This is a genomic window from Exiguobacterium sp. s5, from assembly GCF_018618075.1.
GTDB classification, from domain to species: Bacteria; Bacillota; Bacilli; order Exiguobacteriales; family Exiguobacteriaceae; genus Exiguobacterium; species Exiguobacterium mexicanum_A.
Map to the genome: position 1 here is coordinate 640,423 of NZ_JACSLK010000001.1, position 16,991 is coordinate 657,413.

The following is a 16,991-nucleotide window of genomic DNA, read 5'->3' on the forward strand; positions in this document are numbered from 1 at the left end:
AGTTTAATGGGCTCAACATTTATGGGATTAGAGACGGCGCGCCGCAGTTTGACGACGCACCAGTGGGCGCTCCAGGCGACGGGGAACAACGTCGCCAACGCCTCGAACCCGGGTTACTCACGCCAGCGCCTATCGCTCGGCATGACCGAACAGCTCAGCGTCAACTTCGGCGGAACGAAGGCCGGGCAGTTCGGGACGGGTGTCCGCGGGGAGACGCTCGCTCGGATTCGTGACTTGATGATCGACCAGCAATATCGTGACGAATCGGTCAAGAACGCCTACTACGCCACGAAAGAGGCGGCGTTCGGCCGGATGGAGGACATCGTCAATGAACCGTCCGAGACGGGACTCGCCAAATCGCTCGACTTGTTCTGGGCCTCGCTCCAAGACTTGTCGGTCAACCCGGACGACGCCGGCGCGCGGAGCGTCGTGCGCCAACGGGCGATGACGCTCGCGGAGACGTTCAACTACATGTCGTCCTCGCTCCAAAAAGTGCAGGCCGACTTGGCGTCTGAAGGTGACGTCGTCGTCAAGAAAGTGAACGATTTGATGACGAAGATCAGTGAGGTCAACCGTCAAATCGGTGACGCGGAGCCGCTCGGCGTGCTCCCGAACGAACTGTATGACGAGCGTGACCGCTACATGGACGAGCTTGCCCAATATATGGACTTTAAACGCGTCCCGGTCGACTATACGAACGGGGAATCGCGCGGGAACTCACAGAAAGTTGCTGAAGGGCGGATTGACATCGTCGTCACAATCGGTGGCGTCGACCATAAGCTCGTCGATGGGATCAACGGCACGGTCGGCTCGTTCGACGGTCTCGACATGACCGATGCGAGCGGAGCGGACGTGGCCCTCACGCATGCATCGATGCCAAACGGTAAATGGAAAGCGCTCGTCGAGATGTACGGTACGGACACGCCCGAATCAGGCAGCGTGAACGGCGCGTACGCGACGATGTTGAAAGACTTGGACGAGATGGCCGGCCAGTTCGCCTCGGCCTTCAACACAGCCCACAGCAACAACATGGACGCTAAAGGCAACGCCGGGACGGCGAACTTCTTCGAAGGGACGGCGAGCGCCGCGACGATCAAAGTGAGCGACGCCGTCATGAACAACCTCGATTTGATTGCCGCGTCTCAAGACGGCAACATCGGGGACGGCAGCGGGGCACTTGCGTTGGCGAACTTGAAGTCGGCCACGCTCAGCTTCGACGGATCGGTTCAGACAGAGACGTCGATCGGGAAGTACTATCAGAACGTCATCGGGAACATGGCTGTCGCCGCCGACCAGAGCGGACGACTCGCGACCAGCACGTTCGCCCTCATGGCGAGCTCGGACCAGCGCCGCCAGGCAGTGAGCGCCGTCTCGCTCGACGAAGAGATGACGATGATGATTCAATATCAACACGCTTATAACGCGGCGGCCCGAAACATCACGGCCGTCGATGAGATGCTCGACAAAATCATCAACGGCATGGGTGTCGTAGGGAGGTAATGCTTGATGCGAGTCACACAGACGATGCTCACACAGACGAACTTGAAACACTTATCGAGCAGCTATAACAAGCTCGCCCAAGTGCAAGAACAGCTCATCAGCGGGAAACGGATTCAACGGGCTTCGGAAGACCCGGTCGTCGCCATGCAAGGCATGCGCTACCGGACCGAGGTGCGCGAGGTCGACCAGTTCCGCCGCAACGTCAGCGAAGCGACGAGCTGGATGGACTTGACCGACTCGACGTTGAACGAAGTGACGGAGGCCGTCAAACGGATTCGCGAACTGACGACGCAGGCGGCGAACGACACGTACGAGTCTTCGCAACGTCAAATCATTCAGAGTGAGGTCAATCAGTTGATCGAACATATCGGCTCACTCGCGAACGCGAAGTCGGGCGAGAAATATATTTACAACGGCACGAAGACGGACCAACCGCTCGTCGACATGGACGCCTTGAAGGCGTTCCTTGCCGACCCGAACGGGGACGTCAACAGCATCTATCCGGGCGGGGCACCGGCCGCAAGCGGGAAAGTCGCCTTCGAAGTGTCGAAAGGCATCACCGTCCAAGTGAACATGCAGCCGGAGACGGTGTTCGGGAGTGACGTGTTCGCCGGGCTCCACGACCTCGTCTCGAAACTGGCCGATCCGAATACGACCGGTGAGGTTCTTTCGAACGAGCTCGCCGACCTCGACGTGATCGCCCAAAACTTGATCACGGAACGGGCCGAGCTCGGGGCGCGCGCCAACCGGTTGGAGCTCGTCGACAACCGCCTGCAAGAACATGAGATTATCGCCAAGACGATCATGTCTGATAACGAAGACATCGACATCGAAAAAGTCATCATGGAGCTCAAGTCTCACGAGACGGTGCACCGGGCCGCACTATCGGCCGGCGCCCGAATCATTCAACCGACGCTCCTCGACTTCCTCCGGTAAGCGATGAACATCGCCCGGCTTGAGATGCGGCAGACGCAGGCCGCTATCCAAATCACGTCGAACCGGCCCCACCTCGAGATGAGGCAAGGTCGGGCCGATGTGTCGATGACGCAAGGCAAGGTCGAGATGACCCAACAGACGACAGGTGGTACGCTCGAGGTCGACTCGTCGGTCGCGCGTAGTGAAAGCAACCTAAAGGCGGCGCTCGAGCTCGGGCGCCATTTCGGTCAGCTCGGGGAACAGGCGGCCCGGGAAGCGACATCGACCACGGCCAGGGACGGGGACCGGCTCATGCGCATCGAGAACGGCAACCCGATCGCCGCGATGGCTGCTGAGAAGACGAGCGCCCCGTACCCGGTCGTCGACATGGACTTCATGCCGAAATCGCTCGACCGCGTGAAGTTGACGTATACGCCGGCGGATGTCAAAATCGAGTGGAACCTGACGCCGGCACAGATTGATGTATCACTCACCCCGGCCGACATTTCGTTCACGCCATGGACGACGGACATCTCGCTCCGTCAGCAGGCGTCGCTCGAAATGTGGCCGGTCGGTGGCATGTATGATGAGACGCGTTGAAAGTGAGGACAACCCATGTTCATTGAGACAGACTATTTTGGCAAAATCGAAGTAAATGAAGAAGAGACGATCTCGTTCGTCAGCGAGATTCCCGGATTCCCGCACTCGAAGACGTTCACCCTCATCCCGTATGGGGACGAGCTCCCGTTTTGGTCGCTCCAGTCGCTCGAGGACCCGGCCTGTGCCTTCGTCGTGACGAACCCGTTCTGGCACAAGCCGGACTATGCGTTCGAATTGACCGACGGCGCGAAAGAACAGCTCGGCATCGACGAGGCGGAGCACGTCTCGGTATATGCCATCGTGACGCTCCGTGAGCCGTTCGACGCCTCGACGCTTAACTTGAAGGCACCGATCGTCATCGAGACAAAAGAGCGCCGCGGGAAGCAAGTCATCTTGGATGACGTCTACCCGGCCCGGTTCCCGCTCGGCGGTCAGAAAGAAGAGGTGCGCTGATGCTCGTATTGAAACGAAAACAAGGCGAGGCGATCCATATCGGGGACGATGTGACGCTCACCGTGCTCGCCATCGAAGGCGACCAGGTCAAGCTCGGCATCGACGCCCCGCGCCATATCGATATCCATCGCCATGAGGTGTACGTCCAGATGCAAGCCGAGAACGAATCGGCTCGGGACAGCGCCAACTTGATGAAACAGATGATGCAAAACAAGTCGGAGGCGTGAGCTTCCGGCTTTTTAGCTGTCCTAAAATTTGGATAGGGTGACATGCGTCACTTTTGTACGATAGGATAGGGAGAAAGAAACGGCGGGAAAGGACGAGGTAGTTTGGGTCAAGTCATCAATATCTTTTTTATCAATATCAGTATCATCTATCTCGTCTTGTCGCTGACGTTGTACCTCATGCGCCAATTGTTGCCGATCCAGACGGGTTCGCCCTACGCGGTCCGCATCTGGTTCGGTCTCGCCATGGGGCTCGCGGCCGTGCTGTTGACGGTCAACTCGTTCCAAGTCGGAGAGGCACGGGTCGACCTCCGGATAATCCCGCTCGCGCTGTCAGGCGCCTATGCCGGACCGATCGGTGTCGCCGTCACGATGGGGCTGACCCTGCTTGGTCGCTTCGGTCTCGACGGCATGACCGACCAGTTCGTCAGCTCGTTCGGTACGCTCGGCCTGTTTCTCGTCTTGTCGCTCGTGTTGAATCGATTGGTGCTGCGGCGCGGCCACTTATACTCGGCCTATCTCGTCTTCGGGACGGTGCTCGTCTTGTTCCGCATCGCCGGCAACGTCCCGATGCATGCGTTCACGACCGTGTTCTTGCCGTATTTTGCAATCACGTTCCTTGGCGGGTGGATGTGCTACTGGGTCGCGAAACAGATCGAGACGCACTTACGCATGTTCCGGCTCCATACGCAGCGGGCGACGATCGACGAACTGACCGGGCTTCCGAACCGCTATATGACGCTCGAGCGGTTGAACGAGGTCGAGATGTCGGGTCTCCCTTGGGCGCTGTTCGTCATCGACGTCGATCGCTTCAAGCAGTTGAACGATACATATGGACATCGGGCCGGTGACGCGGCGCTTCACCACATCGCCCAAACGTTACAGGCGAACTGTCCGGAGGGCTGCTTCGTCGGCCGTTACGGCGGGGAAGAGTTCTTGATGGTGCTCGAGGACGTCGGAGACGTGAGGTCGATCGCCGACGACATCGTCACCGTCGTCCGGGATACACCGTTCTCATTTGAAGGGACAATGATTTCGATGACGGTATCGCTCGGGGCCTCGCTCGCCGGGGCCGAACCGGGCACCCTCGTGTTCGAACGGGCCGACGCCGCCCTTTATCACGCCAAGACGAGCGGGCGTGACCAAGCTAAAATCGGGTAAATAAAAAATCGGTCCCAAGGGGCCGATTTTTTAGTGGATATTTTTCTTTTTGAACTGGCCGCCCCGGACGTCATGAATATTGCCGATGGCGAGGAACGCCTTCTCGTCATAGTCGTCGAGGATGTCTTTCAGCTTCGTCTCTTCCAATCGGCTGATGACGGTGAAGACGACTTTCTTGCCGTCGCCCGTATAGGCGCCTTCGCCGTGTAGATACGTCACGCCCCGACCGAGCCGGTCCATGATGGCCTGACCGATGTCGTCCGGCGCCGTCGTGATGATCCATGCCGCCTTCGACTGGTCGAGTCCCTCGAGCACGATATCGATCGTCTTGAAGGCGACGAAGTACGTGATGAGCGAGTACATGGCCCGGTCCCAGCTGAAGACGAAGCCCGCCGTCCCGAGGATAAAGATGTTGAAGAACATGACGATCTCGCCGACGGAGAACGGTAACCGGTCCGTGAACGACACGGCCAAAATCTCGGTCCCGTCGAGCGATCCGCCGGCCCGGATGACGAGACCGATGCCGGCCCCGAGCAAGAAGCCGCCGAACACGGTCGACAACAGCAGGTCATCGGTGAACGGCTCGATCGAGTGGAGCAAAATCGTGAAGCCGGACATGAGCATGATGGCGATCAACGTGACGACGGCGAACGTCTTCCCGATTTGACGATAGCCGAAGTAGATGAACGGCAAGTTGAACAGGACGAGCCAGATGGCGAGCTTCGTCTCCGTCAAATACGACGTGATGATTGAGACGCCGACGATGCCGCCGTCGATGATTTGGTTCGGGACGAGGAACGCCTCGAGCCCGATGGCGAAGATGAAGGCACCGATCAACAGGAGCAGCCCCTTGGCGAGGAGTTCGGTTGGTTTGATCGGATTGTGGACACGTTTCAAACGGAGCACTTCCTCCGGGGTCGGGGAAGGCATCGGTGGACGCTGCATCGGGGTTCACTCCCTTTTTTCTTTTTAGTATAGCAAACCTCACACGGAATTTAGTGGATGAGGCAGGAAATCTGACACAAGTTATGGAACACATGGGGATTCGGAAAGGAGAGTACGTATGCGTCCGCTTCTGTTAGGTGTACTCGCCGCCTTGTTTTTTGCGAGCACGTTCGTGTTGAACGAATCGATGCAAGTCGGAGGTGGTCACTGGGCGTACAGTGCCTCGCTCCGCTTCCTGTTCATGATCCCGCTCCTCGCTTTCGTCGTCTACGTCCGGGGCGGGATGACCCGAGTGCACCAGGCGCTCGTCGAACAGCCGGGGCCGTGGCTCGTCTGGGGAACGGTCGGGTTTGGTCTGTTTTACGTCCCGATTTGTCTCGCCGCCGAGGTCGCCCCGCCTTGGCTCATCGCGGGCACTTGGCAAGTGACGATTATCGCCGGGGCACTGTTGTCGCCGCTCTTCCGTCGTGGTGACGGGACGCGGGAACGGATTCCGTGGACAGCGCTCCGTTTCTCTGGACTCATCCTGTTCGGCGTCGTCTTGATGCAAGTCGAGTTCTTTGCTGACTTTGAGCCGCGTTTCCTATGGATTGGGGTGGTGCCGGTATTGATTGCCGCGTTCGCCTATCCGCTCGGCAACCGGAAGATGATGGCCCACACCGACCTCGACGTGTTCGAGCGCATCCTCGGGATGTGTATCGGCTCGCTCCCAATCTGGCTCCTCTTGTTCGGCTACGGGCTGACGACGGGGGCGCCATCGAGCTCGCAATTGACGCAGACGCTTCTCGTCGCACTGTTATCGGGCGTCGTCGCGACGGTACTCTTCTTCAAGGCGACCGACCTCGTCAAACACGACATGGGGAAACTGGCGACGGTCGAGGCGACGCAGGCGCTCGAGGTGTTGTTCGCGCTCATCGGCGAGCTGATTTTTCTCCAAGCGCATCTGCCGTCCGGGCTGTCGCTCGTCGGCATCTCGCTCGTCATGATTGGGGTCGTCTTCCACAGCCGTAGCCAGTTCCGTGTAAAGGAGAAGACGATGCCGGCGGCGAATCGATACGACAAGGAGGGATGAAGATGAAACCGTATGGATTGTTCGGCAAATTGACGGCCGTTCCGGGCGAGCGTGAGATGCTGCTCGCCATCTTGCTCGAGGCGGCCGAGGCGATGGAACGAGAGGCGACGTGTTGCGTGTACCAAGTCGCGGCGTCGCTCGACGACGAGTCGATCGTCGTCTATGAGGTATGGGAGAGTGTCGAGGCGCATCAACAGTCGCTGTCGCTTGAGACGACGCAGACGTTGATCGGACGGGCGAAGCCGATTTTGGCCAACATCGAACGCTTGGCCGTGTTCGAGCCGAGAAGCAAAAACTAAAAAAATCCACGTCCGAGGACGTGGATGGCGGGTCAAGCTTTCGTCAAGCTGCCTTTGACTTTCTCATAAAACTCGTCCATCATCCCGGTACGGCTGCCGAGCTGGCAGATGAGTTCGAGCGTCTCTTTATAGAACTTTTTGACGAGTCCTTTGTTTTTGATCCCGTCCATCGACGCGAGCGTCTTGTCGAGGTTTTGGAGGATCTCTTCGATTTGGTCGTCCGAGTCTGGTTTCACGACCGTCATGTTGTCCGGGATTTTGACGACTTTGTCTTGTTCCTGGTGACGGAACGAGGCACCGAAGCCGAGGTTCTCGATGAACAAGTGCGGCATCACTTTTTGACCGAAGAACTGTTTATGCCACTCCGTCGCTTTCATCGTGTCCATGTCCTGTTTGAACGTGGACGCCGTCGAGACGTACTTTTTAAATAGGTCGGTCATGAACTTCTCGATGACCGGGATTTGAAGGGCGAAGACGTTTTTCAAGAGCGCGTCGAGCTGTGCGCGTGACAATTGTTGTTCGTTTGACATGTCGGTTCCTCTTTTCTATAATGCGATACTTTTATCGTATGGGATTGCGGAACGTGCGTCAACGCATCGCTAAACATTTTTTCAGAATATTTAATGATTTAAGGACATTTTGTGCGATAATCGTCTCATGGCAAGACTAAAGAGGAGTGAATCCACATGAACAAAACAATGAAATGGGCCGTCGCGCTCGGCGTGACGGGTGCCCTCGTCGCAACGGTAGGTGTCGTCTCGTCCCGGGGACGGACTGACGATACGACGCAGACGATCCGTGACCGTGAGCTCGGTTATGAGATCATTCTCCCGTCGAAAATCGTCGAGGCGATTGAGCGTGGGGACGTCTATATCGAGAAGGCGCAGGACGTCGTCGATGTCGGCGATCAGAACAGCTACGGCACGTTCGATCTCTACTATAACGTCGAGGACGGCGACGACCAGTTGTTGTTCCATTTGGACTTGATTGACCGTGAACTATCGGAAGCGGCGTTCGCGGAGGAAGTCGGCTACGGCAACTACCTCGGAGCGAGCGACAAGACGTTCTTCTGGGTCGAACCGACCGAGGCCGTCCCGGGTGCCGAGGCGCACACGGATGAGATCGCGGAGCTGCTTGAGACGCTTCCGGAGCTCGAGTTCCGTACGTTATGAGCCTGCCCGCTACGGCGGGCTTTTTCGGTTATGCTACAATATGACGTGAGGTGATCACATGAATTGGACAGTAGAAGAAGTGAGACAAGCAGAACAGGTGGCGGCGCTCGAGGCAGCGGTCAATGCATTTGACAAGATTGACGTGAAACTCGGACATGTGGCGGTCGGTCAGAACGACTACGCCGTCTATGACAATGATACGCTCGTCGGGTATATGGTGCTTTTCCCATATCTCCCGAACGAGTATGAAGTGAATGCGCTCGTGCATCCGGACTACCGGAAGCAAGGTGTCTTCACGGCACTCTTTGAAACGGCGAAACAGGATGCGAAACAGAACGGTTGTGAGGCGTTCACGTTCGTCATCGACCGCAAATCGAAGGACGGTAAGGCGGTCATCGATCGTCTTGGCGCGGCGTATCAGTTCTCGGAATACAACTTGGTGCTCAAAAAAGCCGAGCTGTTCTTGAAGCCGGACGAGGTGTCGCTCCGAGAGGCGACCGATGCCGACCGTCCGCTCATCATCGAGACGCTCTCTGAAGCGTTCGGCGATCCGCTCGACGTGACGGAGAACATCTATCAACAAATCGACACACCGGACCGCGTGACGTACATCGGTGAAGTCGACGGTCGTCCGGTCGGAATCATCCGTGCCCTGCTTGCCGGTGAAGATGCCGGCAGCATCCACGCGTTCGGCGTCAAGGCGGACGAGCAAGGCAAGGGATACGGCACGAAGATGTTGAAACAGATGGTCCAGCAACTGTTCCGCATGGGCCGGACGAAACTCGAGCTCGACGTCGAGACGGAAAACAAGGCCGCGCTCGAGATTTACAAGCGGGCCGGGTTCGCTGAAAACGGCGGCTATGAGTTTTATCTATTAGAACTGTGAGGTGAGACAAATGGTTCGAAATTTGAAATGGATGGGTGCCGCCTTTGAGGCGCTGCTCGGCATCCCGGCGCTCGGTGGGTTGTTCATCATCAGCATGGGCTACACACCGCTCGGGTTCATGCTCGTGTTCCACATCGTGGTGCTCGTCTTGTCGATCACGCGGCTGAAGCGGATTTCGGTTGGACCGATTGTCGGCATCACGGCGTCGGTGCTCGGGTTCATCCCGTTCCTCGGCATGATGCTGCACTGGGCGGCCGCGCTCGCACTCGCAATCGACGCGCTTTTGACACCGCGCGAACAGGTGCACATGACAAAAGAAGACGACCGATTTTGAATTGAACGCTCTCGGAGACGGGGGCGTTTTTTCATTGACCAAAACTTCAACTGAAAACGCTATACAAAAGCTGGCAATCGGACGATATAGTAGGTGATGAATTACACAGAGGAGGAACTTATAGTGAAGCTATTCAAAAACTTTACGACCCAACTGCTCGCTTGGATTTTGGTCACATCCTTTATCACGGGCGGAGCGGTCGGCTGGATCACGCTCTTATTGCTCACGGAGCTTGAGATGGCGAAAGGACAGGTCATGCTCGTCGGGACGGCCGTGGCCTTGCTCATCTCAGGTTTAGGTGGAGCTGTCATCTACTTGATCGCCCGTCGTCCGCTCAAGGCGATCGAGTCGGCGTCGGATAAGGCGGTCGAGGTCGGTAATGGCGATTTGACGGTCGTATTCGCGAGCGAGACGACGACAGACCGGTCGGAGATGGGACGTCTGCTACTGTCGATGGACAACATGGTCGGACACCTGAGGGAACAAGGGACGAACATGCGCTACACGGCGGACCAGCTCACCGGTTCGGCGCAAGAGATCGCGGCAGCGGTCCAAGAAGGGAATGTCGCCGGCGAGAACATTCGCCAAGCGATGGACGCCTTGAACAAGATGCTCGAAGATAACGTCAATGCGACGTACAGTTCAATGGACCTACTCGGTGCCGTCGCCCGGACGATGGAGAACATTCGTCAAGAGATGGGTTCTGCGCTCGAATCAGCGAGTGAGATGCAACAAGAGGCGGAGAGCGGCAAAGGGCTTGCTTCGTCGTCGGTCGATGCGATGCATGCGATTGCTGGCAAAGTAGAGCAGTCGTCGACGCTCAACAGCAAATTGACAGAGATGACAGGCGAAATCTCGCGTATCACGGACGTCATCAGCGACATCTCGGCGCAGACGAACTTGCTCGCCTTGAACGCGTCGATCGAAGCGGCACGCGCCGGCGAACATGGACGCGGCTTCGCGGTCGTCGCGGCCGAGGTCAAGAAGCTAGCCGAACAGACGGCGAACTCGACGCAAGAGATCACGGATTTGATTGTCGACGTCAAACGTTTGGTCGGCGACACGTCGTCATCGATGGCGAACGTGAAAGCGGAAGTGGAGACGGGCGTCGGTCTCGTCGAGAAGGCGGGCGGTGCGTTCGCATCAATCCACAACTCGGCGAACGAAGTGTACAGCCACGTCCATTCGGTCGATGCGCTCTTGGATGAGTCGCGCGGACAGATCGACTCGGTCGTCACGAACTCGGCCGGAATTGTCGGCATGGTCGAAGAGGCGTCACGCTATGCGACAGAAGTCACGTCAGCGGCGAGCCAACAAGCGGCGAGTCTCGGTGAAGTGAACGGCGCGATGACGGAACTCGTTCGTGTCGCGGAGAGTTTGCAGAATGAGACGGAGCAAGTGAAGGTAGAAGTGTAAGGAGGGGCGGCCCAGTGATGGGTCGTTTTTCTATGAAAGAGAGTTCGGAAAAGATTTATGGCGTATACTTAGCATATTCGTGAGTGAGGGGTGACCAGGGTGGAGAAATTTAGCGTTGGCAAGGTAAACGAGTTAACCGTCGAGAAGATGAATGAATTACTCGATTGGACATATGAGAAGTCGTTGAATGGTGTCCCGACCATGGATACGGCGTATCAACTTGCTGAGGAGTACACGAGAAAGTATGGTGTTGAAAAAGGGATTGATCGCTTGATTACGACGCAGTTGGCCGCATGCGGGACGAGCGGCTTCTTGGCGGGAGTGAGCGGTCTGATTCTCATGCCGGTCGCAATCCCAGCGAATGTCGGGTCGGTCCTCTATATTCAAATGCGTATGATTGCTACGATTGCTGTCATGCGAGGGTATGACTTGAAGGATGATCAAATCCGGACGTTCGTCTACATCGCGTTGACTGGAAAGGCAGCTGGAGAGGTGATGAGAAAAGCCGGAGTTGAAGTCGGGAAGAAATTGACCGTCAATATGATTAAGAAGATTCCTGGATCGACCATCACAAAAATTAATCAGAAGGTCGGATTTCGCTTGTTGACGAAGTTTGGGAGTACCGGTGTGGTTAACCTAGGTAAGATGGTTCCGCTTGTTGGAGGGGTCATCGGCGGCGCATATGATGCGACGACGACAAAAGTAATTGCGAAGGCAGCGAAAGAATTGTTTGAAGAATTGACACCTGAAGTGGTAACTATAACTGAATAATGAGAGTAGAGCATATGCGGAAGCATTCGTTTTTTATTGTTGAAGGGCTTGTGAAAAAAGGAAGTTAAAAGATTCGGGCTGTGCCGGAACTGAAATGCGAGATCTCTTTTTGTACACGGAATGAGAAGAAGTACACAGTTTGAGAATAAATTTGTCAAAAACACTAAACAGATTCGAGATGACTCCGATATAGAGTATGGAAACGATAAAACGTTCCAACTAATACAAGGTGAGGGGCCGGCCTAAGCCTTGTATGCTCGGACAAATGGATTTGGAAGAGCGGAAAAAACTCAAACCTATGGAGGGAAATTACAATGATTATTAACAACAATATGAATGCTATGGGCGCACACCGCAACATGGCCTTTAACACTGCGCAAACAGGAAAAGCGATGGAGAAATTGTCTTCAGGTCTTCGCATCAACCGTGCTGGTGACGATGCAGCTGGTCTTGCAATCTCTGAAAAAATGCGTGGACAAATTCGAGGACTGGATATGGCTTCGAAGAATGCTCAAGATGGAATTTCTTTAATTCAAACAGCTGAAGGTGCTTTGAATGAAACGCACTCAATTCTTCAACGTATGCGTGAATTATCAGTACAATCATCAAATGATACGAACACTGATGCTGACCGTACAGAAATGCAAAAAGAAATTAATCAACTTACGCAGGAAATTGATAGAATTGGTGAAAATACAGAATTTAACACTAAAAAGTTACTAAATGGTAGTGCAGGTGTTGATATTACAGCTTCTAATACTACGGTTAAGAATGTTACAGGTACTGCCGATACTAAAGCTGGTGTAATCAATTTGACGGCCGCCAATACTACATTGGCATCTAAAGCTTCACATACGGATGCAACGTCTACAGGTCTTGCAGATGCTACAACAGCTATCGGTGCAGCAAGCACACTTGAAATTAATGGAACAACATTTAGTTTCGCAGCGACTGATACAGTTCAAGATGTTTTAGATGTGATAAATGAAAAGGCAACTGCAACAGGTGTTAATGCAGAATGGGCAAGCGGAACAGGTTTCTCTTTTGAATCTGTAGCTGAAGGTTCATCAGCAAAAATTGAATTCGGAACTGGAACAGGAACATTTGCAGGGACAACTGCAACTAACAATTCTACAGGAACCGATGCAGTAGTCGACCTAACTGAATTGGGAGGTTCTTACAACGCTACCGGTAACAAAGTGACTGTCACTAGTGGAGATCGTAAAGGACTTGAATTCACGTTAACTGCGGATGCAGACGTAAGTATTACTGTTAACTCAAACAATGCTCTAAAATTACAAATTGGAGCAAATGCTGGCCAAGATATTAGTGTGAGCATCAATGATATGCGAGCAAGCTCACTTGGCGTTGCAAATGTTGACGTTACTAATCAAGGTTCTGCAAGTGCAGCAGTTACCACTATTAATAATGCGATTGAAACTGTATCAGCCGAACGTTCTAAGATGGGCGCAACTCAAAACCGTCTTGAACATACAATTAACAACTTAAATGTAGGTGCTGAAAATCTTCAAGCTGCTGAATCACGTATCCGTGATGTAGACATGGCGAAAGAGATGATGAACTTCACGAAGAACAACATCCTTAACCAAGCTGCGCAAGCAATGATGGCTCAATCTAAATCTCAACCAGAAGCGGTTCTTCAACTTCTTCGGTAAGATTTTCGGGCGTCTTATCTGGTAACGGATAAGAGTACCACTGGGTGAATTGCTGGGACTCCTTAGAGCCCTCCTTACGACAACGTGACTGGAAACGGTGAGCGTGAGCGTTCTGAAAAAAGGATGGGATTGGACAATCAGCAGCCAAGCATCTGTCAGGAAACTGTGATGAAGGTTCAACGACTAGGATGTACGACCTACCGACTTCACGTCAATGGTTATGAGATCCGTACCTCGACAACGGCGAGGGAAGTGCCCAGCCCCTATTTTACAATAACTTATTCTTTATACTGAGATTGTAAAAGGGTGAAGATATAGTCTGGTCCATATTGAAAAATGTGGGTATCTGCAAGCAAACCAACAGCCTCAAGCTGTACTTCAATTGCTCCGTTAATATAGCGATTGATTATTTAAAAGTTATACTAAAAACCGTGAAGCTATGCTTCACGGTTTTTCACGTCTCGCCATTTATAAACGACTGACCAGTATGTTCGTTTGAGTCGATAGGCGATTTCTAAATCAGTAATTCCTTGGAGTTTCCACTCAATCAACGAAGTTACTTCATCAGCTGTGTAGGGACGAGCAGGAACAGAGACCCTCACTGTGTAATCAGGATGTATCAATTTGTTTTGTTCAATCTCAGAGGCAAGACGTGCTTCCCAATCTAGTTTATATGCGAATGCTGGTAACTCTATAAGATAGGGAGACAAAAGATCAAGGATTTGAAACGTATCGATCACTTTGGTCGTTTTAAGATAGTATCCCGTTCCGCTTGGAGTACCTGAAGTTCTGACATTAACATTGAAGCGTTCAAATAAGAATCGGGCTAGCTGTTCTAGTTGCTCTTTTGAGAATGCTTGTAAATACAAGGCGATATGCGGTGTGAATTGAATCTCTTTTTTGCGATGATTAAATCGTTTGCTGAGTAGAAGTGAACCATCATCAAGATAAAGAGTGAGTAAAAATGCGGTATGATGCACGCCATCGAGTAGTTCGAACGGAATGTGCTTTTTGTTGTTTGGATAGAAGAGCGGGAACAAACTTGTCATGAGAGGAATTGAACGTGATACTAGATTGTCGCCGCGTAAGTAAAATAAGTCTGGAAGTTTGCTCTGTTTCCATTGCCGATAACTTAATTGCCCCATACTAAAATGCTCTCGATAACTGTTGTTAATACGGCGATCGTACGGATAACATTTCGTAATCTCTCCATCGCCTAAAATACTCGCTAGTAAGATTGCGACTTGCTCGTCTGTCAGTCCTCCCCAATCCATTACGTCTCATCTCCTCATTTTAAAAATCATTACTGAATATATTCCCGATTATGTCAAAAGACCTGAAACATTAAATTGTACCGTTGGAAAAATACATATTCTTTAGTTCACTCACATGACTAGAATCAGTTAATAAGAAATTGTTCTTTTCAGAGATACAGATAACATTTCGATAAACTGCTACAAAATATGGGGAAACATGTCGATATAGTAAACGAGAACAATTAGTAAATGAGGAGCAGAAGCTTATGAATCCGATCATTTCTGAAGTAAGGCTTCACTTGCCATCTTCTGTCTTGCCGTATGAACAAACGAAAAACGTGTTCGTCGAAGCGAATCAAAAAGCGTTAGCTGACGAAGGGATTGTCATTCTCCCGACGCCTCAACACGTGACAAAGTTAGAAGCGGCTGTCGAGAAGGCGAATCTTATACTAGAACAACAACGTACCGGTTTAAAGTTTATGAAACATGAAAAATTGAACGACTATTATATTCAAATTGTGGACACAAACAACGAAGTAATCCGCGAAATCCCAAGTAAGAAGTCACTTGATTTCTTCGCGGCATTCATGGAGTTCAATCAACTTTTCGATGAACGTGTATAAAGGAGGTACCTCATGACGACACCTATCCGATTTGGCGGACTTGCCAGTGGAATTGATACCGATACAATTATCAAACAATTGATGCAGGCTGAGCGTATGCCAGTCGATAAGCTTGAACAAAAAAAACAAACGACTGAGTGGAAGCGCGATGCTTATCGCGAGATTAACCGCTCACTCATGACGCTTCGTAATAGCGCGGTCGACCTCATGTTCAGCCGAAACTTCTATGCGAAAACGGCAAGCACGTCGGATGCGTCGAAAGTATCCGTTGTAGCGGGACCTTCTAATGGGAACACCGCGATTCGCATCGAGTCGGTATCTGATTTGGCGACAGCTGCCACATTGACAGCGACTCCGCTGACTAGTGCGAATGGACCGGTGACACGAACGACAAAAGTATCGAACTTATCACTTCAAGCAACGTCTCGAACGGTAACGCTTGATACAGCCTCGAAAGAATGGTCATTAACACCTCCTCCGAAATCAGGAAGTTTGGTGCTAAGTGATGCGAGTGATATTCCGTTCGTGAATGGAAGTTACGCTGTAGACGCGAGTGGGAAAGTGACGATGACGGACGGCTCAGATATTCCGGCTGGTACGAAGGCAATCTTCACTTCTGGATATGAACTTAACTTGCGGACTGTCAAAGACGGCGATATGCAAAAAATTCAAGTCGCAGAAGATGCAACAGTGGATAACTTGATTTCTGCTCTAAATGGAAAAGACACAGGTATTTCAGTATTTTTTGAGCCTAACTCAGGGAAATTAGCCCTAACGCAAAAACAGACAGGGGCAAATGCGGTCATTGAATTCGATACCACATCGCAAGCGGCTCTTGGGATTGCGGCTGGTGATGCGTCTAAAGCTGGAACCGATTCACGATTCGTCGTCAACGGCATCCCTATGACACAGAGCTCAAACACAGTTACCATTGACAACATGACGGTCACGTTAAAATCACAATTTGTTGCGGCTGACGGCCCGGTCACTTTATCCGCCGCCACCGACACACAAAAAATCTTTGATAACATCAAAGGCTTTGTCGATAAATACAATGAGACGATTGATCTCATGAACAAAAAAACGCGAGAAGAACGATTCCGTTCGTTCGCGCCGCTTACGCAAGCGCAGCGGGATGAACTGTCTGAAGATGAAATCAAGAAGTGGGAAGAAAAAGCGATGAGCGGGATGCTTCGTGGCGATACAATCGTCCGCGGGGCGATGGATACGCTCCGTGGGAACTGGTCTAGCACGAGCGTATCGACGAACGATGCGGATTTGCAGCAACTCTTCCAAATCGGCCTTGCAACTGGTTCTGATTTTACGAACGGCGGAAAAATCGAGCTAAACGAAGAAAAGCTTAAAGCTGCCATCGAAAAAGACCCGGAACAAGTGTATCAATTGTTCACGAACGCAGAGAGTGGATTACTTCCACAAATCCGTGATGCTGCGACGAACTCACGTGCTTCTATTACTCGAATCGCTGGTACCGAGGGGTCAGGTGCTCCGACATACTCGATGGGACGTGAAATGACAGATATAGACGACAGGATCAAGAGATTAAATGACTTGTTAATCGATAAAGAAAACGCCTATTACCGTCGCTTTGCAGCGATGGAGACGGCGATGAACCAGGCGAACTCACAAGCCGCCTCACTGCAACAGTTCTTAGGCGGAGGCATGTAAGA

General features: G+C 52.7%; 19 protein-coding genes. 16 read left to right on the forward strand and 3 right to left on the reverse strand.

Features of this window, described 5'->3' with window-relative positions; translation table 11 throughout:
• Positions 1-6 precede the first annotated feature (6 nt).
• The 6 genes from flgK (at position 7) to KNP60_RS03390 (ending at position 4,853) form a co-directional block, all read left to right on the forward strand.
• Positions 7-1,500: a flagellar hook-associated protein FlgK gene (gene flgK, locus KNP60_RS03365; RefSeq protein ID WP_214796927.1), complete on the forward strand. Its 1,494-nt coding sequence runs from the start codon at positions 7-9 to the stop codon at positions 1,498-1,500.
• 6 nt (positions 1,501-1,506) lie between these two features.
• Positions 1,507-2,436: a flagellar hook-associated protein FlgL gene (gene flgL / locus KNP60_RS03370; protein ID WP_214796928.1), complete on the forward strand. Its 930-nt coding sequence runs from the start codon at positions 1,507-1,509 to the stop codon at positions 2,434-2,436.
• A 3-nt stretch (positions 2,437-2,439) separates the two neighbouring features.
• Entirely contained in the window at positions 2,440-3,015 is a 576-nt protein-coding gene (locus KNP60_RS03375) for a DUF6470 family protein (protein ID WP_131472892.1), read from the forward strand.
• Positions 3,016-3,030: 15 nt separating this feature from the next.
• Complete coding sequence (fliW, locus tag KNP60_RS03380) at positions 3,031-3,468, forward strand: flagellar assembly protein FliW (protein ID WP_214796929.1); 438 nt, start codon at positions 3,031-3,033, stop codon at positions 3,466-3,468.
• Positions 3,468-3,695 carry a carbon storage regulator CsrA gene (csrA, locus tag KNP60_RS03385; RefSeq protein ID WP_021066562.1) on the forward strand — a complete coding sequence of 76 codons (228 nt, stop codon included), beginning with the start codon at positions 3,468-3,470 and terminating at the stop codon, positions 3,693-3,695. The genes fliW and csrA overlap by 1 nt, the downstream gene beginning before the upstream one ends.
• A 102-nt stretch (positions 3,696-3,797) precedes the next feature.
• Complete coding sequence (locus tag KNP60_RS03390) at positions 3,798-4,853, forward strand: diguanylate cyclase (RefSeq protein WP_214796930.1); 1,056 nt, start codon at positions 3,798-3,800, stop codon at positions 4,851-4,853.
• Positions 4,854-4,883: 30 nt separating this feature from the next.
• Here KNP60_RS03390 and KNP60_RS03395 read toward each other — a convergent pair whose 3' ends face one another.
• Positions 4,884-5,798 carry a YitT family protein gene (locus KNP60_RS03395; RefSeq protein WP_034778613.1) on the reverse strand — a complete coding sequence of 305 codons (915 nt, stop codon included), beginning with the start codon at positions 5,796-5,798 and terminating at the stop codon, positions 4,884-4,886.
• A 118-nt stretch (positions 5,799-5,916) separates the two neighbouring features.
• Between KNP60_RS03395 and KNP60_RS03400 the strand changes: the two genes are divergently transcribed.
• Both KNP60_RS03400 and KNP60_RS03405 read left to right on the forward strand, forming a co-directional pair.
• The gene (locus KNP60_RS03400; RefSeq protein ID WP_214796931.1) at positions 5,917-6,870 is read left to right on the forward strand and encodes a DMT family transporter; all 954 of its coding nucleotides are present in this window, start codon (positions 5,917-5,919) and stop codon (positions 6,868-6,870) included.
• 2 nt (positions 6,871-6,872) lie between these two features.
• On the forward strand, positions 6,873-7,169 hold the full coding sequence (locus KNP60_RS03405) for a putative quinol monooxygenase (protein WP_034778607.1): 297 nt from the start codon (positions 6,873-6,875) through the stop codon (positions 7,167-7,169).
• Positions 7,170-7,201: 32 nt separating this feature from the next.
• On the opposite strand, the gene KNP60_RS03410 is transcribed toward KNP60_RS03405, so the two are convergent.
• Positions 7,202-7,699: a hypothetical protein gene (locus KNP60_RS03410; protein ID WP_034778604.1), complete on the reverse strand. Its 498-nt coding sequence runs from the start codon at positions 7,697-7,699 to the stop codon at positions 7,202-7,204.
• A 156-nt stretch (positions 7,700-7,855) separates the two neighbouring features.
• On the opposite strand from KNP60_RS03410, the gene KNP60_RS03415 reads away from it, so the two are divergent.
• The 6 genes from KNP60_RS03415 to KNP60_RS03440 all read left to right on the forward strand — a co-directional run bounded on the left by KNP60_RS03415 (position 7,856) and on the right by KNP60_RS03440 (position 13,424).
• Positions 7,856-8,341, forward strand: a complete 486-nt coding sequence (locus KNP60_RS03415; protein ID WP_214763374.1) for a hypothetical protein — start codon at positions 7,856-7,858, stop codon at positions 8,339-8,341.
• Between the two features lie 58 nt (positions 8,342-8,399).
• Positions 8,400-9,227 carry a GNAT family N-acetyltransferase gene (locus KNP60_RS03420; protein ID WP_214796932.1) on the forward strand — a complete coding sequence of 276 codons (828 nt, stop codon included), beginning with the start codon at positions 8,400-8,402 and terminating at the stop codon, positions 9,225-9,227.
• 10 nt (positions 9,228-9,237) lie between these two features.
• Complete coding sequence (locus KNP60_RS03425) at positions 9,238-9,561, forward strand: hypothetical protein (protein ID WP_214756332.1); 324 nt, start codon at positions 9,238-9,240, stop codon at positions 9,559-9,561.
• Positions 9,562-9,684: 123 nt separating this feature from the next.
• Positions 9,685-10,977: a methyl-accepting chemotaxis protein gene (locus KNP60_RS03430; RefSeq protein WP_214796933.1), complete on the forward strand. Its 1,293-nt coding sequence runs from the start codon at positions 9,685-9,687 to the stop codon at positions 10,975-10,977.
• A 99-nt stretch (positions 10,978-11,076) separates the two neighbouring features.
• Entirely contained in the window at positions 11,077-11,748 is a 672-nt protein-coding gene (locus KNP60_RS03435; protein WP_353048632.1) for an EcsC family protein, read from the forward strand.
• 314 nt (positions 11,749-12,062) lie between these two features.
• Positions 12,063-13,424 (forward strand): flagellin N-terminal helical domain-containing protein, encoded by a 1,362-nt coding sequence (locus KNP60_RS03440; protein ID WP_214796934.1) that lies wholly within the window; start codon positions 12,063-12,065, stop codon positions 13,422-13,424.
• Positions 13,425-13,861: 437 nt separating this feature from the next.
• Here the strand turns inward: KNP60_RS03440 and KNP60_RS03445 are convergent, their stop codons facing one another.
• On the reverse strand, positions 13,862-14,698 hold the full coding sequence (locus KNP60_RS03445; protein WP_214796935.1) for an endonuclease: 837 nt from the start codon (positions 14,696-14,698) through the stop codon (positions 13,862-13,864).
• 248 nt (positions 14,699-14,946) lie between these two features.
• Between KNP60_RS03445 and KNP60_RS03450 the strand changes: the two genes are divergently transcribed.
• Complete coding sequence (locus KNP60_RS03450; RefSeq protein ID WP_214796936.1) at positions 14,947-15,303, forward strand: flagellar protein FlaG; 357 nt, start codon at positions 14,947-14,949, stop codon at positions 15,301-15,303.
• Between the two features lie 12 nt (positions 15,304-15,315).
• A complete protein-coding gene (gene fliD, locus KNP60_RS03455) occupies positions 15,316-16,989 on the forward strand; it encodes a flagellar filament capping protein FliD (RefSeq protein WP_214796937.1) in 1,674 nt (557 codons plus the stop codon).
• The last annotated feature ends 2 nt before the right edge of the window (positions 16,990-16,991 follow it).